This is a genomic window from Streptomyces sp. NPDC040622 (genome assembly GCF_055593965.1).
On record NZ_JBVIXD010000003.1, the window covers coordinates 459,379 to 476,451 of the forward strand.

The window sequence follows — 17,073 nt, forward strand, 5'->3', positions numbered from 1 at the left end:
GGTCAGTGCGGCGGCAACGGCTTCAGGTCCGGGGCGACCGCCGTGCCGGGCGAGGCACGGACGATCGTGATCAGACGGTCCGTCAACTCCAGCTTGCCGACGGCAGGATCGTCGTAGCCGAGCACCCGGTGTCCTCGTACGACACTCACGACCAGGTCCTCCGTCGCCCGGACGTTCAGACCCACCTCGGCCTTTATGACCGGCCGTTCGACGAGGTCGAGGCCGCTGCCCTGCTGGATCAGGTCCTCCATGACCATGCCCGCGCTCGGGCTGAGCACAGAGAGACCGAGCAGCCGGCCCGCCGCACTGGCGCTGGTGATCACGGCGTCGGCGCCGGACTGGCGGAGCAGCGGCGCGTTCTCCTCCTCGCGCACCGCCGCCACGATCTTCGCCCCGCGGTTCAGCTGCCGTGCCGTGAGCGCGACCAGGACGGCGGTGTCGTCGCGCTGAGTCGCGATGATGATCTGGCGCGCCCGCTGCACCTCCGCGCGGAGCAGCACGTCGCTGCGCGTCGCGTCGCCGATGACGCCCGCGAAGCCCTCCGCCGTGGCCGCTTCGACGACCTTCGCGCTGGGGTCGACGACGACGATCTGGTCGGCCTTCAGACCGGTCGCGCGGACGGTCTGGATCGCCGACCGGCCCTTGGTGCCGAAGCCGACGACAACAGTGTGTTCACGCAAGTTGGACCTCCAGCGGGACAGACGCCATTCCTCGCGGGTCCGTTCCGTGAGCACTTCGAGGGTGGTGCCGACCAGGATGATCAGGAAGAGCACGCGCAGCGGCGTGATCAGGAGGATGTTGGTGAGGCGGGCGCTGTCGCTGTACGGAACGATGTCGCCGTAGCCGGTGGTGGAGAGCGTGACCGTCGCGTAGTACGCGGAGTCCAGGAAGTCGACGTGCTCGTCCGAGTTGTCGTGGTAGCCGCTGCGGTCGATCCAGACGATGAACGTCGTCAGGGCGAGCACCAGCAGCGCCATCGCGAGACGGCGGGTGACCTGGCGCAGCGGGCGCTCGATCTTGCGCTGGGGCAGCTTGATCCGGTGTGTCGTGTGCTGCTCTTCGGGGTGACGCGCGATCGCGTCATGCCCGGGAAGTTTCACGTGAAACGCTCCTCGCCGTCTACGCGTGCTCCAGCTCCGGGCCCGGATCCTGTGCCCGTGCCTACCTCTGCACCGGCCCCGCCCCCGATCCCTGCGACCGGGCCACCGTACAGACCCGCCGTACCGGTGCCCGTACCCACCTCCGGCACGGCCCACGGAAGGTCGAGGATCTCCAGCTCGTGGCCCTGCCGCGCCCCACCGGGCGGCACGACCGCGAGCCCGTCGGCCGCCGCGATGCCGCGCAGCATCGCCGGGCCGTTGAAGTGCAGCGGAACGGCCCGGTCGGCGCGCAGGGTGACGGGGACGAGTCGGGTGTCGTGCGGGTGTCCCTGCACGCCGTCGCGCAGCGGAGCGATGTACGTGGACGGCCCGCCGCAGCCGGTCGCGCGTCCGGAGAGCGTCCGCAGCAGGGGCTCGGCCAGCGTCAACAGTCCCGAGACGGCGGCGAGCGGATTGCCGGGCAGGCCGACGAGGTGCTGTCCGGGCCGGATGCGGGCCAGCAGCATGGGGTGTCCGGGGCGCACCGCCACCCCGTCCACGAGCAGCTCGGCGCCGATCCTGCGCAGGGTGGGGTGGACGTGGTCGACCGGCCCCGACGCGGTGCCGCCCGTCGTGACGATCAGGTCGGCGGTGGACGAGGTGATGGCGTCGTGGAGGGCCTCCGCATCGTCACCGAGGCGCCGCACGGCGGTGACCTCGGCGCCCAGGGAGTGCAGCCAGGGCGGCAGCATCGGGCCGAGCGCGTCACGGATGAGGCCCTCGCGGGGGAGGCCGTCCGTCAGCAACTCGTCGCCCAGGACGAGGACTTCGGCGCGGGGCCTGCGGACCACCGTCAGCGAGTCGTACCCGGCGGCCGCCGCGAGGCCGAGCACGGCGGGGGTCACCAGGGCGCCGGACGGCAGGAGATGGTCGCCGGAGCGGCACTCCTGGCCGCGCGGGCGGATGTCCTGGCCGGTGATCACCTCGCGCCGCGCGTGCAGTCTGCCCTGGTCGTCGAGCATGCCGTGCTCGCTGCGCAGTACGGCGGTGGAGTCCTGCGGGATGCGGGCGCCCGTCGCGATGCGGACCGCTTCTCCGTCGCAGAGCGCGTCCGGAACACCGTGCCCGGCGAGGATCCCGTCGGCCCGCACGGCCCAGGGGCCCGGGCCCGCGACGACCCAGCCGTCCATCGCCGAGGTGTCGAAGGGGGGCAGGTCCGTGAGGGCGGTGAGCGGCACGGCGAGGATCAGGCCGAGGGCGCGGTCCAGGGGGACGGGGTCGGGCCCGGCCCCCGGCCGGGTGGCGGCCTGCTCCGCGCGGGCCCGGGCGGCGGGCCAGGGGGTGACGCGGGAGTGTGCCGCGTCGGCGGGAGCGGCGGCGGTGCCGACGGGGCCGGGGGCGGCGGGGGCGCTGCCGACGGGGCTCTGCGGGGTGGTGGCCGAGGGCCCGGCGGCTCCGGCGGGTCTCCCGGAGCGGGGGGCCTGACCGGAAGCCGGTGCCGACCGGGAAGCGGCGTCGGGAACGGCGTCGTCGTGGCTGTCGCGGTCGCCGTTCACCAGGGCGAGCGCCTCGTCGAGCTCGGCGTCCGACGCGGGCTGCCCGGTCATCCGGCGTCCGGGGGCGTTCGCGGGGCGGCGTCGGGCTTCGCGTCCTGCCCGCCCCCGGCCTGCCCGCCCTCGTCACGCTGTTCCTCGTCCGCCCAGCGGACCGCGAGCGCGGCGGCCTTGCGCGTCGCCTCGGCCACCGCGTCGGCCCCGCCGCCCGCTCCGCCCCGCGCGGCGGCCTGCGCCGCCGCGTAGCCGACGAGGAACGTGGTCAGCGGTGCCGCGGGCCGGGCCACACCGTGCGCGGCGTCGCGGGCGAGGTCCAGGAGGGCGCCGGTGTCTACGTCGAGGTCGATGCCCAGCTCGTCCTTGACTGCGGAAATCCATTCGTCCAACACGTTCCCATGCTCCCTGATGCGCGCCCTGGCAGCGGCGATGTCGTCCCAGGTGTCGCAGTCGAAAGCCGCGACGGGGTCGGTGATCCTCGTGAGGCCGAGCCGCGCGGTGAGCAGCCGCAGCGGCAGCCCGGCGACACCGCCCTCCGGGCGTCCTTCGCGCGCGAGGGCGGCGATCTCCCCGCGCAGCGCGGCGCCCCGGTAGGCGGCGACGAGGGGCTGGTCGCGGCCACCGGGGTCGGTCAGGACCGCTCCGTCCGCGCCGCTGTCCCGCAGGGCCGCGAGGAGGCGGCCTACGGTCTGTTCGCCGAGAAAGGGCAGGTCGGCGGAGAGCACCACCACGTGCTCCGCCGCCGTGTGCCGCAGCCCCGCGTCGAGCGCGGCCAGCGGGCCGCCGCCCGCTGGCTCCTCGCGGGCCCACACGACGGGGCGCGCGGTCGGCCGCGGCGCGGCGACGACGACGGTGGTCGAGGCGCCGGAACAGGCCGCGAGGACCCGGTCGATCAGCGTCCGCCCACCGACCCGGACCCCCGGCTTGTCCGCCCCGCCGAGCCGCGCGGCACCACCCCCGGCGAGCACGACGGCGTCGTACGCGGGCACGGTGGCGACGGCCGCGGGCGCAGGGGTGCCATACGCGGGCTCGGTGGTGCCGGCCTCGGGCACGGTAGTGCCGTACGCGGACACGGCCGTGTCGTCCTCGGGCGGCGACGCGGCGTCGCGCGGGCTGCCCTCGTTCGTGGTCACACCCCGAGTATGGGCCCACGAAGGATCATTACCACCCCCGCGAAAGGCCCTACGGGCAAGGGACTTACGTCACGCGGGCCGGCCGGGTCCCGCACCCCGCGGCCGGCCCGGTCCTCCTCACAGCGACCGCAGCAGCACCGCCGGCTGTTCGACGCAGTCCGCCACGTAGCGCAGGAAGCCACCCGCTTCGCCGCCGTCACACACCCGGTGGTCGAAGGTGAGCGACAGCTGCACCACGTGCCGCACCGCCAACTCCCCCTGGTGGACCCACGGCTTGGGCACGATCCGGCCGACCCCGAGCATGGCCGCCTCGGGGTGGTTGATGATCGGCGTGGAGCCGTCGACCCCGAACACCCCGTAGTTGTTGAGCGTGAACGTCCCTCCGGTGAGCTCCCCCGGAGTGAGCGAACCCTCGCGCGCGGCCTCCGTGAGCCGGATGAGCTCCGCGTTGATCGAGTCCGTCGACCGCGACTGGGAGTGCCGCACCACGGGGACGACCAGGCCACGGGGGGTCTGCGCGGCGAACCCGAGGTGGATGTCCGCGAATCGCCGCACCTCCCGCGCCTCCATGTCCACGGAGGAGTTGAGCATCGGGAAGCGGGTCAGCGCGGCCACGCTGATGCGGGCGAACAGCGCGAGCAGCGACACCTTGTGGCCGCCGCGGCTCGTCACCGCGTCGTTCATGGCCTTGCGGGCCGCGAGCAGCTCGGTGGCGTCGGCGTCGACCCAGCAGGTGGCCTCGGGTATCTCCCGCCGGCTGCGGGACATCTTGTCCGCGACCAGGCCCCGGATGCCGCTGAGCGCGTGCCGGGACTCCCTGCCGGCGTTCCGCGGCTCCTGTCCCGCCTCGACCAGGCGGCGCGCATCGGCGCGGCCCGCGCGGATCAGCTCGTCGTCCTCGCGCACGGCCGCCTTGACCGCCGCCGTCCTGCGCGCCTCGGCCGCGTCCTCGGAGTCGCGGGCATCGGCCGCCGCGCGGGGCGGCTCGTACGGGGTCATCCGGGGGGTCTCGTGCGTAGCCGTCTCATGCCTGGCCGTCCCGGGCGACGCGTGCGTGAGCGTGCGGTCCTTCGGGACGGTCGCACCCGACTTCAGGGCGGCCTCGACATCGGCCCGCGTGATCAGGCCGTCCGGGCCCGAACCCGCGAGGCCCCGCAGATCCACGCCGTTCTCCCGCGCCAACTTGCGCACGAGGGGCGAGATCACCGGGACCGGCCCGTCGGGGCGCGCCGACGCGTGCATCCGACCCGTCGACTGCTCCGCGCCCAGTGCGCCGGCCGGCGCCGCGGAGTCGGCCGGCGCCGCGGGCTCGACCGGGGCGGGGCGCGTGGGCCGCACCCTCCTGCGGCGCGCGGGCGCCGCCGCCGTGCCGTAGCCGACCAGAACGTTCCCGGACGACTCCTCGGCGGCCGTCTGCAGGGCCCGCTCGGCGGGCTCCTCCGGGGCCCGGGTCCCGGAGGACCGCTCCGGAACAGCGGTCCGGGCAGCGGACCCGGACGCGGACCCGTTCGTGGAGGGTGCGCTCACGGCGACCGTCAGCAGCGGGGCTCCGACGGGCAGTTCGACGCCTTCCTCACCGAAGCGGGCCGTGACCACGCCTCCGTAGGGGCACGGCACCTCGACCATCGCCTTGGCCGTCTCGACCTCGACGACCGGCTGGTCCACGGCCACGACGTCGCCGACCTCGACGAGCCAGCGGACGATCTCCGCCTCGGTCAGGCCTTCCCCGAGGTCGGGCAGCTTGAATTCCAGACTGCTCACATCAAAGGCCTGCGCCATCAGCTCTCCGCCTCCCACTGCAGCCGCGCGACCGCATCCAGGATCCGGTCGACACCCGGCAGGTGGTGCTTCTCCAGCATCGGCGGCGGATACGGGATGTCGAAGCCCGCGACCCGCAGCACCGGTGCCTCCAGGTGGTGGAAGCACCGCTCGGTGACGCGCGCGGCGATCTCGCCACCGGGTCCTCCGAAGCCGCCCGACTCGTGCACGACGACCGCCCGGCCCGTGCGCCGTACGGACGCGGCGACCGTCTCGTCGTCGAAGGGCACCAGCGAGCGCAGGTCGACCACTTCGAGGTCCCAGCCCTCGGCGCGCGCGGCCTCGGCGGCCTCCAGGCAGACGGGCACGGACGGGCCGTACGTGATGAGCGTGGCGCTGCGCCCGGGGCGCCGCACGACCGCGCGGCCGATCGGCTCGACGGCCTGCGGAGCGTCCGGATTCCAGTCGGCCTTCGACCAGTACAGACGCTTGGGCTCCAGGAAGACGACGGGGTCGTCGGAGGCGATGGCGGCACGCAGCAGGCCGTAGGCGTCGGAGACCGTGGCCGGCGTGACGACGTGGAGTCCCGGGGTCGCCATGTAGTACGCCTCGGAGGAGTCGCTGTGGTGCTCGACGCCGCCGATGCCACCGCCGTAGGGCACGCGCACGGTGATGGGCAGCGGCATCGCACCCCGGGTGCGGTTCCGCATCCGGGCCACGTGCGAGATCAGCTGCTCGAAGGCGGGGTAGGCGAAGGCGTCGAACTGCATCTCGACGACGGGCCGCAGCCCGTACATCGCCATGCCGACGGCCGACCCGAGGATGCCCGCCTCGGCCAGCGGCGTGTCCGTGCACCGGTCCTCGCCGAACTCCTTGGCGAGCCCGTCGGTGACCCTGAAGACCCCGCCGAGCGCCCCGACGTCCTCTCCCAGGACGTGCACGGACGAGTCCTCCGCCATGGAGTCCCGCAGCGCGCGCCCGAGCGCCTGCGCCATGGTCGCCGGTCTGGTGACCGGCTTCGCCGCGACCGTGGTCATCGCGCGTCCTCCTCGGCCTCTTCGGCGGCGTCCAGCTCGGCCCGCAACTGCGCCGCCTGCTCACGCAGTTGGGTGGTCTGCTCGGCGTACACGTGCGCGAAGAGATCCATGGGGTCGAGCACCGGGTCCTGGTTCATGCGCTCGCGCAGGTCGGCCGCCATGGCTTCGGCGTCGTCGCCCGCCTGCCGCTTCGTGTCGTCGTCCAGGAGTCCGCGCTCCGTCAACTCCCGCTCCAGGAGCAGGATCGGGTCGTGGTCGCGCCAGGCAGCCACGTCGGCGTCCTGGCGGTAGCGGGTCGCGTCGTCGGCGTTCGTGTGAGCTTCCATGCGGTACGTGACGGCCTCGACGAGCGTGGGGCCGCCGCCCGCCCGCGCGAGGGAGACCGCTTCGCTCAGCACCTCGTGCATCGCCGCCGCGTCGTTGCCGTCGACCAGGCGACCCGGCATGCCGTACCCGACGGCCTTGTGGGCCAAGGAGGGGGCGGCGGTCTGCTTGTCGAGCGGCACGGAGATCGCGAAGCCGTTGTTCTGGACGAGGAAGACCACGGGGGCCTGCCACACCGCCGCGAAGTTCAACGCCTCGTGGAAATCGCCCTCGCTGGTGCCGCCGTCGCCGACCATGGCGAGGGCGACCACGTCGTCGCCCTTGAGCCGGGCGGCGTGGGCGAGGCCCACGGCGTGCGGGAGCTGGGTCGCAAGAGGGGTACTCAGGGGCGCTATGCGGTGCTCGCGCGGGTCGTACCCGGTGTGCCAGTCGCCGCGCAGCAGCGTCAGGGCGCTCGCGGGGTCCAGACCGCGGGCGACCACGGCGAGGGTGTCCCGGTAACTGGGAAAGAGCCAGTCGCGCTCCGCCAGGGCGAGGGCGGCGGCGATCTCGCACGCCTCCTGCCCGGTGCTCGAGGGGTAGACCGCGAGCCTGCCCTGCTTCGTGAGCGCCGTCGCCTGCGTGTTGTACCGGCGACCGCGCACCAGCTCCGCGTAGAGACGGAGCAGGAGCCCCGGGTCGGCCTTCTCGGCGGCCGCGGTGCCAAGGACGCGGTACGGCTCCGCGTCCGGCAGCAGCGGCGCGGGATCGGTCCTGGGCTGCCAAGCGGGGGGCGGGGTGGGCCGGTAGGCGCCCCGCTGCTCCATGACCGTCATGACGGCACCTCCTGGGGGGAAGCGATCTCCTCGTGGGAGCGGCATAAGAGGCGCGTCGACGTGGTGCGCCTCACCTACCGATTGTTCGGTCGTCGGCACATTTTGGCTACAGGCACCGTCAGGCTGTGGACAAACGGTTCTCCACAGCCTGGGATGGATGCAGTACGTCCATGGTAGGGAGGCGGGGGGACATGGCATCTGAACGAATGGCCGACGGGCCCGACGGCGACTACCCGGAGCTCCGGCTACCGGAACCCCGCATGCCGGATCCCCGACCCCTGGACGCCATCGACCGGGACATCCTGCAGATCCTGCACACGGACGGTCGCGCGTCGATACGCTCCGTGGCCGAACGCGTCCACGTGTCGCGCGCCAACGCCTACGCCCGCATCAACCGCCTCATCGACGACGGCGTGATCCGGGGCTTCGGGGCGCGGATCAACCACGAGCGGGCCGGGCAGGGCGCGTCCGCGTACATCACGCTCAAGATCGTCCAGAACACCTGGCGCACGGTGCGGGAGCATCTGCGCACACTCCCCGGTGCGTCGCACATCGCCCTGGTCAGCGGCGACTTCGACGTACTGCTCCTGGTGCACACGCCGGACAACCGCGCCCTGCGGGAACTGGTGCTCACCCGTCTCCAGTCCATCCCGGAAGTCCTCAGCACGCGCACGCTGCTGGTCTTCGAGGAGGACGACATGGAACCGGAGCACTGACCCGGGCGGGGCCTGCGCGGACCGGAACAGCGGTCGGGCCCAGCGCTCGGCCTGGGTGTCGACGCCCGGGCCTCGACGCCCGGCCTCAACACTCGGCCTCAACGCTCGGTGCGCAGCCCTCCGAAGGCCAGCTGCACGACCGCGTCGGCGATCTGCTCGCCGTTGGCGGCGCCCCGGCTCTCCGGCCGGTACCACTCCACAATGGAGTTGATCATGCCGAAGAGCAGCCGGGTCGCCAGACGCAGTTCGACGTCCGAGCGCAGGTCGCCGTCCGCGACGGCCTCCTTGAGCAGCTCGGCGACCTGCTGGTCGAACTCCCTGCGCCGCTCCATGGCCCAGCGCTCGGTGTCCGTGTTGCCGCGCACCCGCAGCAGCAGCGTCACATAGGGCAGTTCGCCGACCAGGACCTCCACGGTGCGGCGCGTCACGTACTCCAGACGCTGGACCGCACTGCCCACGCGCGCGTGGTGCTCGGCAAGGATCCCGAAGAGCCCGTCGAGGGCGCGGCTCACCGCACGGCGCAGCAGCTCCTCCTTGCCCGACACATGGTGGTAGATCGAGGACTTGGAGATGCCGGCCGCCTTGGAGAGGTGCTCCATGGACGTGCCGTCGTAGCCGCGCTCGTTGAAGACCCGGACGGCCACGCTCAGCAGCGTCTCCGGGGTGTAGGTGTCCCGCCGGGCGGTGGTCATGAGTACTCCTCTCGCACGGCTTGGCGCCGCAGGGCCTGGGAGGGCGCGTAACGCCCTGTGGGGTACTCGTCGTGCAGGCCGTCGAGCGCCTCCGCCACCCGGTACGCGGTGAGCCGGCGGGCCCATTCCAGCGGTCCGAGCGGGTAGTTGACGCCGAGCCGCATGGCGGTGTCGATGTCCTCGGCGTCCGCCACCTCGCGCCCCACGGCGTCCAGGGCGAAGTCGACGAGCAGCCACACCGTACGGGCCACGATCATGCCCGGGGTGTGCCCGATGACGCTGACCTTCTTGCCGAGCGCCTGGAAGAGGCCGACCGCCTCGCGCAGCCCCTGCTCGCTCACCCTGCTCGACGGGGCGAGGGCGATCCTGGTCGCGGCGCGGTAGTCCAGCGCGAGGTCGAAGTGGATCGTGGGCTCCGCCGCGGTGTCGGCCGCCGTGCCGTCGGCGAGGGCGAGCCGCGTACCGCTGGGCAGTTCGATGAAGCCGGGGTAGCTCGGGACGCCCTTGCCGCGTCCCACCCGTATGCCCGCCTTGCCGATCAGGTCCGGCAGCGCGTCCGCCGGGAAGAGGTCGCCGTGCACGGCGACCGACTCCGGGGCCTTCGCCGCCGGCGCGGTGTGCGGCTCCGCTCGCGGGGCGTCGTCCCCGTACGCGTACCAGCCTTGACCCGTCTTGCGTCCGAGACGGCGCGACTCGACGAGGCGGCGCTGGGCCAGCGAGGGCGTGAACTTGGGGTCCTGGAAGAAGGACTCCCACACCGAGCGCGTGACGGCTTCGTTGACGTCCTGGCCGATGAGGTCGGTGAGCTCGAAGGGGCCCATCTTGAAGCCGCCGCACTCGCGCAGGACGGCGTCGATCGTGGCGGGGTCGGCGACCCGCTCCTCGTACAGGCGCAGCGCCTCGGCGTAGAAGGGCCGAGCGATGCGGTTGACGATGAATCCGGGGGTGTCCGCGCAGCGCACCGGGGTCTTGCCCCAGGCCTTGGCGGTCTCGTACGCGCGCGTGGCCGCCGCCTCGTCCGTCGCGAAGCCGCTGACGACCTCGACGAGGGGGAGCAGGGGCGCCGGGTTGAAGAAGTGCAGGCCGACGAAGCGGCCCGGCACGCGCAGGACGCCCGCGACGGCGGTCACCGAGAGAGAGGAAGTGTTGGTGGCCAGCAGACAGTCCTCGGCGACGACTTCTTCGAGGTCCTGGAACAGCCGCTGCTTTACGTCCAGTTGCTCCAGGACCGCCTCGACGACGAGGCCGCAGTCGGCGAGCTCCGCGAGGCTCTGGGCGGGGGCGAGCCGGGCGCCGGCCGCGGCGCGCTCGTCGGCCGTCAGCCTGCCCTTCTCGACGAGCCGGTCCAGGCGGGCGCCGATCGCGTCGGCGGCGGCCTTCGCCCGGTCGGGCACGGCGTCGTACAGCCGCACGGGGTGGCCCGCGACCAGGGCGACCTGGGCGATGCCCTGCCCCATGGTTCCGGTGCCGACCACGGCAACGGCGCTGCTGAGCTCGAGTGCTGTCATGCTCGCGATCCTCCCGCACGGCCCGTCGGCCGAGGGGTGCGGGGGTGGCCGTGAAGAAGTTGTCCACAGGTTTGCCGGACCCCCTTGTCCCGACCGATCGTTCGGTTACTCTAGCCGTGTCAGAGCGTTCCTGCCCACCGTCCCTGCCCAGCTCGCCAGCTCGATGAAGAGCTGCTCGAGGAGGAGTTGGTCCCGTCATGGCCGCCGAACCCACCGCGCACCAGCTGATCGCCAAGCACCGGCCCACCCTCGACCAGGCGCTGGAGACCATCCGCACCCGCGCGTACTGGTCCCCCCACCCCGAGCACCCCAAGGCGTACGGGGAGGACGGCAGCCTGAGCCTGGCCGAGGGCAAGGCCGCGTTCGACGCCCTCCAGGGCACCCGCTTCGACCTCGACCAGCCCGGCACGGACGACTGGGTGGGCGGCGAAGTGTCGCCGTACGGCCCGGAGCTGGGCATCACGTACCCGCACGCGGACATCGACACCCTGCTCCCCGCGATGCGTGCCGGGATGCGCGCCTGGCGCGAGGCGGGCGCGGAGGTCCGCGCGAGCGTCTGTCTGGAGATCCTGTCGCGGATCAGTGCCCGCACGCACGAGTTCGCGCACGCGGTCATGCACACCAGTGGCCAGGCCTTCATGATGGCCTTCCAGGCGGGCGGCCCGCACGCCCAGGACCGCGGCCTGGAAGCCGTCGCGTACGCGTACGCGGAGCAGGCCCGCACCCCCGACGCCGCCCAGTGGTCCAAGCCCCAGGGCAAGCGCGACCCCCTCGCGATGAACAAGCGGTTCACCCCCGTGGGGCGCGGCATCTCGCTCCTGATCGGCTGCAACACCTTCCCGACGTGGAACGGCTACCCGGGCCTGTTCGCCTCGCTCGCCACCGGCAACCCCGTCCTGGTCAAGGCCCACCCGCGCGCGGTCCTGCCCCTGGCGCTGACGGTGCGGATCGCCCGCGAGGTCCTCGCCGACGCGGGCTTCGACCCGAACCTGGTGTGCCTGGCCGCCGAGCGGCCCGGCGAGGGCATCGCCAAGACCCTCGCCGTGCGCCCCGAGATCAAGCTGATCGACTACACCGGATCGACCGCCTTCGGCGACTGGCTGGAGGCCAACGCCCGCCAGGCGCAGGTCTACACGGAGAAGGCCGGGGTCAACACGGTCGTCGTCGAGTCGACGGACAACTACAAGGGAATGCTGGCCAACCTCGCCTTCTCCCTGTCGCTGTACAGCGGCCAGATGTGCACCACCCCGCAGAACCTCCTGATCCCGCGCGACGGCATCGCCACGGACGCAGGACCGAAGTCGTACGACGACGTGGTGTCCGACCTCGCCGCCTCGGTGAACGGCCTGCTCGGCGACGACGCCCGGGCGAACGGCATCCTCGGCGCGCTGGTCAACCCCGACGTGAAGGCCCGCCTGGAAGCGGCCACCGGCCTCGGCGAAGTCGCCCTCCCCTCACGGGAGATCGCCAACCCCGAGTTCCCGGACGCCGTGGTCCGCACCCCGGTCATCGTCAAGCTGGACGGCGCCAAGCCGGACGCGGAGGCGGCCTACCTCAGCGAGTGCTTCGGCCCGGTCTCCTTCGCCGTCGCCGTCGACTCCGCGGCCGACGCCGTGGAGTTGCTGCGGCGCACGGTGCGCGACAAGGGAGCGATGACCGTCGGGGCGTACACGACGTCGCAGGAGATCTCCGAAGCCGTCGAGGAGACCTGCCTCGAAGAGTGCGCCCAGCTGTCCCTGAACCTCACGGGCGGCGTCTATGTGAACCAGACCGCGGCGTTCTCGGACTTCCACGGCTCGGGCGGCAACCCGGCGGCGAACGCCGCGCTGTGCGACGGCGCGTTCGTGGCCAACCGCTTCCGCGTGGTGGAGATCCGCAAGGACGCGTGACCTGCCGGCGGGTTCAGGCCTCCGCGCCCGGGGGCCTGCCCGCCGACCAGTGGAAGAGCGTCATGCCGACGCTCGTCGCCAGGTTGTAGCTGGAGACCTGCGGGCGCATCGGCAGGGACACCAAGTGGTCCGCGCGGTCCCTCACTCCGGCCGACAGGCCACTGCGCTCCGACCCGAAGGCGAGCACGGCGTCGTCAGGAAGCTTCAGCGCTCTGATGTCCTCGCCCTCCGCGTCGAGCGCGAACACGGGACCGGGCGGCAGACCGGCCGGGTCCACGCGCTCCACGGCCGTCGCGAAGTGCAGGCCCGCGCCGCCGCGTACGACCGTGGGATGCCACGGGTCGAGCGTGCCGGTCGTGACGACGCCGGTCGCCCCGAAGCCGGCGGCGAGCCGGATCACCGCCCCCGCGTTGCCGAGGTTGCGGGGGTCGTCGAGCACCACGACCGGTGCCGGCCTGGGGATACGCGCGAGCGCCTCCAGGTTGGCCTCGCGGGACGGACGTACCGCGAGGGCGGCCACCGCCGTGGGGTGCAGCCGCGGCACGAGGGCGCGCAGCCGCTCGTCCGGGACCTCCACCAGGAGCGCGTCGAACGCGTCCCGCACGTCCGGCGCGAGATCGTCCGCGAGCGCCAGAACGGCCGCCCGGTCACTGGTCAGCGCGACCGGCACCCGCGCGGCGAAGCGCAGCGCGTGCTTGATCGCGTGGAATCCGTCGAGCAGCACGGAGGTGTCGGCGAGCCCGTGCCAGGCGCGTACGGCGCCGTCGGGATCCGCCCCGTCCGTCCTCTTCATGGAGTGAAGCCTACGCGCGCCTGCTCAGGAGCCCCGCCGTCCCGCTTCTCCGCCGGCACGCGCTGCTCCGGCACCGCGCCGCGCCCGGCGAAGCGTCCGAAGCGGGCGAGCGGAAGCCCGCGCCACGGCAGCCGGGACGGCGGACGACGTGATACCGCCCCCCTACGCGCGCGTGCCGCCCAGCCGCCCAGGCGCCGCAGGAACGACGTCGGCAGGAACACGGCGTCGGCCGCGATCATCGCCAGCGAGAAGAACGGCAGTCCCAGGACGACCGCGATCACGGCGTGCTCGACCATCATGGCCGCCAGCAGGACGTTCTTGACCCGGCGGTTGAAGAGCGTGAAGGGAAAGGCCACCTGCACGATGACCGTCCCGTACGTCACGAGCAGCACCATGAGGCCGTGGGACGAGAGCAGTTCGGAGAGGGCGGGCCACGGGGAGAAGTAGTCGAGGTTGAGCGGGTAGTAGACCGCCGTGCCGTCCTGCCAGCGGCTGCCCTGGATCTTGTACCAGCCGGCCGTCGCGTAGATCAGACAGGCCTCGACCATGACCACGAGGAGTCCCGCGTTGTGGGCGAGGTTGGCCACGACGTCGAGCAGCTTGCGCAGTTCGCTGCGGGGCGCGCGCCGCCCCACGGCCCACCACAGGCCGTGCGCCAGCAACAGGCCCCAGAAGAACAGCAGCCAGCCGCGGCTGAGCTCCCCCATGAACGTCACGGCGGACAGGCCGAGTCCGCACACCCACCACAGCGCGGGGCCCACCCGGTCGACCGGCTCCGCACCCGCCACGCGCGCGCGTGCCGCACGCCGCGCGTCCAGCGACCAGACCTGGCCGCACCGGGTGAAGACCAGATAGGTCGCCATCAGGTGGATGACGTTGTCGCCGCCGTCCCCCATGAAGATGCTGCGGTTCTGCAGCGACAGCACACCGATCATGAAGAGCACGGACATCGCGCGCGTGTGCCAGCCGAGCAGCAGCAGAGCGCTGCTGAGCATCGCCAGGGCGTAGACGATCTCGAACCAGATCTGTCCGTCCGACCACATCAGGGCGGTGAAGGCGTCGTTGCTCGCGATGAGCTGCTGCGCCATGTCCCAGCTCCAGGGGCCGTCGGGGCCGTACATCTCCTGGCGGTGGGGGAGTTCGCGCAGCAGGAAGAAGAGCCAGGTGGCGGCGAATCCGATGCGGATCACCGCGGACTGGTACGGGCCCAGGGCGAACCCGGTGACGCGGTTGACGCCCTGCCCCAGCGAGCGGTCGAAACGGGTCACCGGCCAGTCCTCTCACCGGAGAGCGGCAGGTCGTCGGGGCCCACCGGCCACCAGGGAAGGAGTCGGTACACCGGCTTGGCGGAGACCTTCTCCTCGCTCCACTTCGGCGGCCGCACGCTGGTCGTCTTCGAACGCAGCTGCACGCGCTCGATCTCGTCGCCCTCGCCTCCCGGCGCCTCCCGGTCGAGCCGCATGTACGCGATGCGGCGCACGTAGCGTTCGGAGAGCTGGCCCCGCAGGCCGACGGGACGATTCTGCGCGTCGTGCGAGCCCACGTAGAAGTCCCAGCCCCGCCGGAGTTCGTTCTGCTGCGTATGGCTGGGCAACAGGTTGCCGTCGATCGCGGCGCCGTCCTGCGCGGAGAGGTCGTACCAGTCCGTGGTCCGCATGCTCCCGCCGGCCGTACGGAGCTCGGCGCGGGCCTGCACGGCGACGTTCTGCTGGAGCGGGTTGGGCGCGAAGAGCTTCCAGTTCTGCTCGAACTCGGGGTAGATCCACTCGTCGACGACGTCCCCGTGCTTCTTGGTCAGGGTGTTCGAAGGCGCGGCGTGGAGGAAGAGCATCCCGATGTGGACGCAGGCGGCCACGGCGACGACCGCGAGCGCGCAGGCGGCGGCGATCTGATGGCCGAGCTTGAGCCCGGCGATGCCTACGCGGGCGTCGGGCCGGGGCGTGGGCTGCGGCACGGACTGGGGGACGACGGCGATTCCCGAGCCGGCACCGGCCTCCGCGGCAGACCCGACCGCCGCCGCGTCCGAACCGGGTTCCACACCCGGACCCGGATCGGGATCCACACCCGACCCGCCCACCACACCCGACCCGTCGACCGCACCTGACTCGGGCTCCGTACCTGACTCGGGCTCCGTACCTGACTCGGGCTCCGCACCTGACTCGGGCTCCGCCCCTGGCTCGGTCACAGGGCCGGGCTCGGCCACCGGCCCCGGTCCGGCCGTCGGACCGGGCTCGCCGGGCCCGGCGTCCTCGCCGCCCGAGCCCTTGTCGTAGCCGTCCATTGCGCCCCGTTCCCCGTCTTCGCACCGACCCTGCCGCCGGAACGGTACTCAGGCCTGCCCGCCGCGCACAGCGTCCGTGAAGTTATCCACAGGGTTGACACCTTATGGCGGCGAGCCGCACCATTGAATTCAACGAACCGAACGATCGGTCGGGCGGTTCGCACAGGGTCGAGGGGGACCGAGATGGCGACAGCAGCCGCACACCGGGCGGCAGGGACTCAGCCGGACGAGGCCGCGCCCTCTGCCGAGCGCGCCGAGGAGCACTTGGCCGCCTTCGACGCGGCGGTGGCCGCCGACGAGCGCATCGAGCCGCGCGACTGGATGCCGGACGCCTACCGCGCGTCCCTGGTCCGCCAGATCGCCCAGCACGCGCACTCCGAGATCATCGGTATGCAGCCCGAGGCCAACTGGATCACGCGCGCCCCCTCCCTGCGGCGCAAGGCGATCCTCATGGCCAAGGTGCAGGACGAGGCCGGCCACGGCCTGTATCTCTACAGCGCGGCCGAGACCCTCGGCACCAGCCGCGACGAGCTGCTCGACAAGCTCCACTCCGGCCGCCAGAAGTACTCATCGATCTTCAACTACCCCACGCTGACCTGGGCCGACGTCGGCGCGATCGGCTGGCTCGTGGACGGTGCGGCGATCACCAACCAGGTCCCCCTGTGCCGGTGCTCCTACGGCCCCTACGCACGCGCGATGGTCCGCGTCTGCAAGGAGGAGTCCTTCCACCAGCGCCAGGGGTACGAGTCGCTGCTCGCCCTCAGCCGCGGCACCCAGGCCCAGCACGACATGGCGCAGGACGCGGTGAACCGCTGGTGGTGGCCCTCGCTGATGATGTTCGGCCCGCCCGACGACGAGTCCTCGCACTCCGAGCAGTCGATGACGTGGAAGATCAAGCGCCACTCGAACGACGAGCTGCGCCAGCGCTTCGTGGACATCTGCGTCCCCCAGGCCGAGTCCCTCGGCCTGACGCTCCCCGACCCGGACCTGGTGTGGAACGAGTCCCGGGGGCACCACGACTTCGGCCCCATCGACTGGACCGAGTTCTGGGACGTCCTCAAGGGCAACGGCCCCTGCAACGACCAGCGCATCACCCAGCGCCGCCGCGCCCACGAGGACGGCGCCTGGGTCCGGGAGGCCGCGGCCGCGTACGCCGGGAAGCAGGCTGCCGGCAAGCAGACCGCACAGCACGGAGAGGCGACAGCATGAGCAGCTCGACCGACTGGCCACTGTGGGAGGTGTTCGTCCGCTCCCGCCGCGGGCTCTCCCACACCCACGCCGGCAGCCTGCACGCGCCGGACGCCGAGATGGCCCTGCGCAACGCCCGCGATCTGTACACGCGCAGGAGCGAAGGCGTCTCCCTCTGGGTCGTGCCGTCCGCCGAGATCACCGCCTCCTCCCCGGACGAGAAGGACTCCTTCTTCGAGCCGGCCGGCGACAAGCCCTACCGCCACCCGACGTTCTACGAGATCCCGGACGGGGTGAAGCACCTGTGACC

The 17,073-nt window shown here is 72.6% G+C and carries 15 protein-coding genes; 4 read left to right on the forward strand and 11 right to left on the reverse strand.

The window, feature by feature from the left end:
* Window positions 1–2: 2 nt before the first annotated feature.
* The 6 genes from ACZ592_RS10475 to pdhA form a co-directional block, all read right to left on the reverse strand.
* Window positions 3–1,100: a potassium channel family protein gene (locus ACZ592_RS10475; RefSeq protein WP_471581118.1), complete on the reverse strand. Its 1,098-nt coding sequence runs from the start codon at window positions 1,098–1,100 to the stop codon at window positions 3–5.
* The gene (locus tag ACZ592_RS10480) at window positions 1,097–2,686 is read right to left on the reverse strand and encodes a molybdopterin molybdotransferase MoeA (RefSeq protein WP_471581119.1); all 1,590 of its coding nucleotides are present in this window, start codon (window positions 2,684–2,686) and stop codon (window positions 1,097–1,099) included. The genes ACZ592_RS10475 and ACZ592_RS10480 overlap by 4 nt, the downstream gene beginning before the upstream one ends.
* Window positions 2,683–3,618, reverse strand: coding sequence for an NTP transferase domain-containing protein (locus ACZ592_RS10485; RefSeq protein ID WP_471581410.1), 936 nt, complete (start codon window positions 3,616–3,618; stop codon window positions 2,683–2,685). The genes ACZ592_RS10480 and ACZ592_RS10485 overlap by 4 nt, the downstream gene beginning before the upstream one ends.
* Before the next feature lie 261 nt (window positions 3,619–3,879).
* Window positions 3,880–5,541: a dihydrolipoamide acetyltransferase family protein gene (locus ACZ592_RS10490; RefSeq protein ID WP_471581120.1), complete on the reverse strand. Its 1,662-nt coding sequence runs from the start codon at window positions 5,539–5,541 to the stop codon at window positions 3,880–3,882.
* The gene (locus ACZ592_RS10495) at window positions 5,541–6,557 is read right to left on the reverse strand and encodes an alpha-ketoacid dehydrogenase subunit beta (RefSeq protein ID WP_471581121.1); all 1,017 of its coding nucleotides are present in this window, start codon (window positions 6,555–6,557) and stop codon (window positions 5,541–5,543) included. The genes ACZ592_RS10490 and ACZ592_RS10495 overlap by 1 nt, the downstream gene beginning before the upstream one ends.
* On the reverse strand, window positions 6,554–7,696 hold the full coding sequence (gene pdhA / locus ACZ592_RS10500) for a pyruvate dehydrogenase (acetyl-transferring) E1 component subunit alpha (protein ID WP_471581122.1): 1,143 nt from the start codon (window positions 7,694–7,696) through the stop codon (window positions 6,554–6,556). The genes ACZ592_RS10495 and pdhA overlap by 4 nt, the downstream gene beginning before the upstream one ends.
* Window positions 7,697–7,902: 206 nt before the next feature.
* Here pdhA and ACZ592_RS10505 point away from each other — a divergent pair, with 206 nt between their 5' ends.
* Window positions 7,903–8,412, forward strand: coding sequence for an Lrp/AsnC family transcriptional regulator (locus tag ACZ592_RS10505; RefSeq protein ID WP_471581411.1), 510 nt, complete (start codon window positions 7,903–7,905; stop codon window positions 8,410–8,412).
* Between the two features lie 98 nt (window positions 8,413–8,510).
* Here ACZ592_RS10505 and ACZ592_RS10510 read toward each other — a convergent pair whose 3' ends face one another.
* A complete protein-coding gene (locus ACZ592_RS10510; protein ID WP_471581123.1) occupies window positions 8,511–9,104 on the reverse strand; it encodes a TetR/AcrR family transcriptional regulator in 594 nt (197 codons plus the stop codon).
* Window positions 9,101–10,612 (reverse strand): 3-hydroxyacyl-CoA dehydrogenase, encoded by a 1,512-nt coding sequence (locus ACZ592_RS10515; RefSeq protein WP_471581124.1) that lies wholly within the window; start codon window positions 10,610–10,612, stop codon window positions 9,101–9,103. Before ACZ592_RS10515 ends, ACZ592_RS10510 begins: the two co-directional genes overlap by 4 nt.
* A 197-nt stretch (window positions 10,613–10,809) precedes the next feature.
* On the opposite strand from ACZ592_RS10515, the gene paaN reads away from it, so the two are divergent.
* A complete protein-coding gene (gene paaN / locus ACZ592_RS10520) occupies window positions 10,810–12,501 on the forward strand; it encodes a phenylacetic acid degradation protein PaaN (RefSeq protein ID WP_471581125.1) in 1,692 nt (563 codons plus the stop codon).
* A gap of 13 nt (window positions 12,502–12,514) precedes the next feature.
* On the opposite strand, the gene ACZ592_RS10525 is transcribed toward paaN, so the two are convergent.
* Genes ACZ592_RS10525 through ACZ592_RS10535 form a run of 3 tightly spaced genes read right to left on the reverse strand, consistent with a single transcriptional unit; the run spans window position 12,515 to window position 15,332 of the window.
* A complete protein-coding gene (locus ACZ592_RS10525; protein ID WP_471581126.1) occupies window positions 12,515–13,294 on the reverse strand; it encodes a TrmH family RNA methyltransferase in 780 nt (259 codons plus the stop codon).
* A complete protein-coding gene (locus tag ACZ592_RS10530) occupies window positions 13,291–14,562 on the reverse strand; it encodes an HTTM domain-containing protein (protein ID WP_471581127.1) in 1,272 nt (423 codons plus the stop codon). Before ACZ592_RS10530 ends, ACZ592_RS10525 begins: the two co-directional genes overlap by 4 nt.
* Complete coding sequence (locus ACZ592_RS10535) at window positions 14,559–15,332, reverse strand: DUF5819 family protein (protein ID WP_471581128.1); 774 nt, start codon at window positions 15,330–15,332, stop codon at window positions 14,559–14,561. Before ACZ592_RS10535 ends, ACZ592_RS10530 begins: the two co-directional genes overlap by 4 nt.
* A 426-nt stretch (window positions 15,333–15,758) precedes the next feature.
* Between ACZ592_RS10535 and paaA the strand changes: the two genes are divergently transcribed.
* Both paaA and paaB read left to right on the forward strand, forming a co-directional pair.
* Window positions 15,759–16,784 (forward strand): 1,2-phenylacetyl-CoA epoxidase subunit PaaA, encoded by a 1,026-nt coding sequence (paaA, locus tag ACZ592_RS10540; RefSeq protein ID WP_471581129.1) that lies wholly within the window; start codon window positions 15,759–15,761, stop codon window positions 16,782–16,784.
* The gene (gene paaB / locus ACZ592_RS10545) at window positions 16,781–17,071 is read left to right on the forward strand and encodes a 1,2-phenylacetyl-CoA epoxidase subunit PaaB (RefSeq protein WP_471581130.1); all 291 of its coding nucleotides are present in this window, start codon (window positions 16,781–16,783) and stop codon (window positions 17,069–17,071) included. The genes paaA and paaB overlap by 4 nt, the downstream gene beginning before the upstream one ends.
* Window positions 17,072–17,073: the final 2 nt, after the last annotated feature.

What these genes read in the sequence shown, in the direction of transcription:
- ACZ592_RS10480 (WP_471581119.1), bottom strand. Translation starts at nt 2,686, where the DNA reads ATGACCGGGCAGCCCGCGTCGGACGCCGAGCTCGACGAGGCGCTCGCC.
- ACZ592_RS10490 (WP_471581120.1), bottom strand. Translation starts at nt 5,541, where the DNA reads ATGGCGCAGGCCTTTGATGTGAGCAGTCTGGAATTCAAGCTGCCCGAC.
- ACZ592_RS10495 (WP_471581121.1), bottom strand. Translation starts at nt 6,557, where the DNA reads ATGACCACGGTCGCGGCGAAGCCGGTCACCAGACCGGCGACCATGGCG.
- pdhA (WP_471581122.1), bottom strand. Translation starts at nt 7,696, where the DNA reads ATGACGGTCATGGAGCAGCGGGGCGCCTACCGGCCCACCCCGCCCCCC.
- ACZ592_RS10505 (WP_471581411.1), top strand. Translation starts at nt 7,903, where the DNA reads ATGGCCGACGGGCCCGACGGCGACTACCCGGAGCTCCGGCTACCGGAA.
- ACZ592_RS10510 (WP_471581123.1), bottom strand. Translation starts at nt 9,104, where the DNA reads ATGACCACCGCCCGGCGGGACACCTACACCCCGGAGACGCTGCTGAGC.
- ACZ592_RS10515 (WP_471581124.1), bottom strand. Translation starts at nt 10,612, where the DNA reads ATGACAGCACTCGAGCTCAGCAGCGCCGTTGCCGTGGTCGGCACCGGA.
- paaN (WP_471581125.1), top strand. Translation starts at nt 10,810, where the DNA reads ATGGCCGCCGAACCCACCGCGCACCAGCTGATCGCCAAGCACCGGCCC.
- ACZ592_RS10525 (WP_471581126.1), bottom strand. Translation starts at nt 13,294, where the DNA reads ATGAAGAGGACGGACGGGGCGGATCCCGACGGCGCCGTACGCGCCTGG.
- paaA (WP_471581129.1), top strand. Translation starts at nt 15,759, where the DNA reads ATGGCGACAGCAGCCGCACACCGGGCGGCAGGGACTCAGCCGGACGAG.
- paaB (WP_471581130.1), top strand. Translation starts at nt 16,781, where the DNA reads ATGAGCAGCTCGACCGACTGGCCACTGTGGGAGGTGTTCGTCCGCTCC.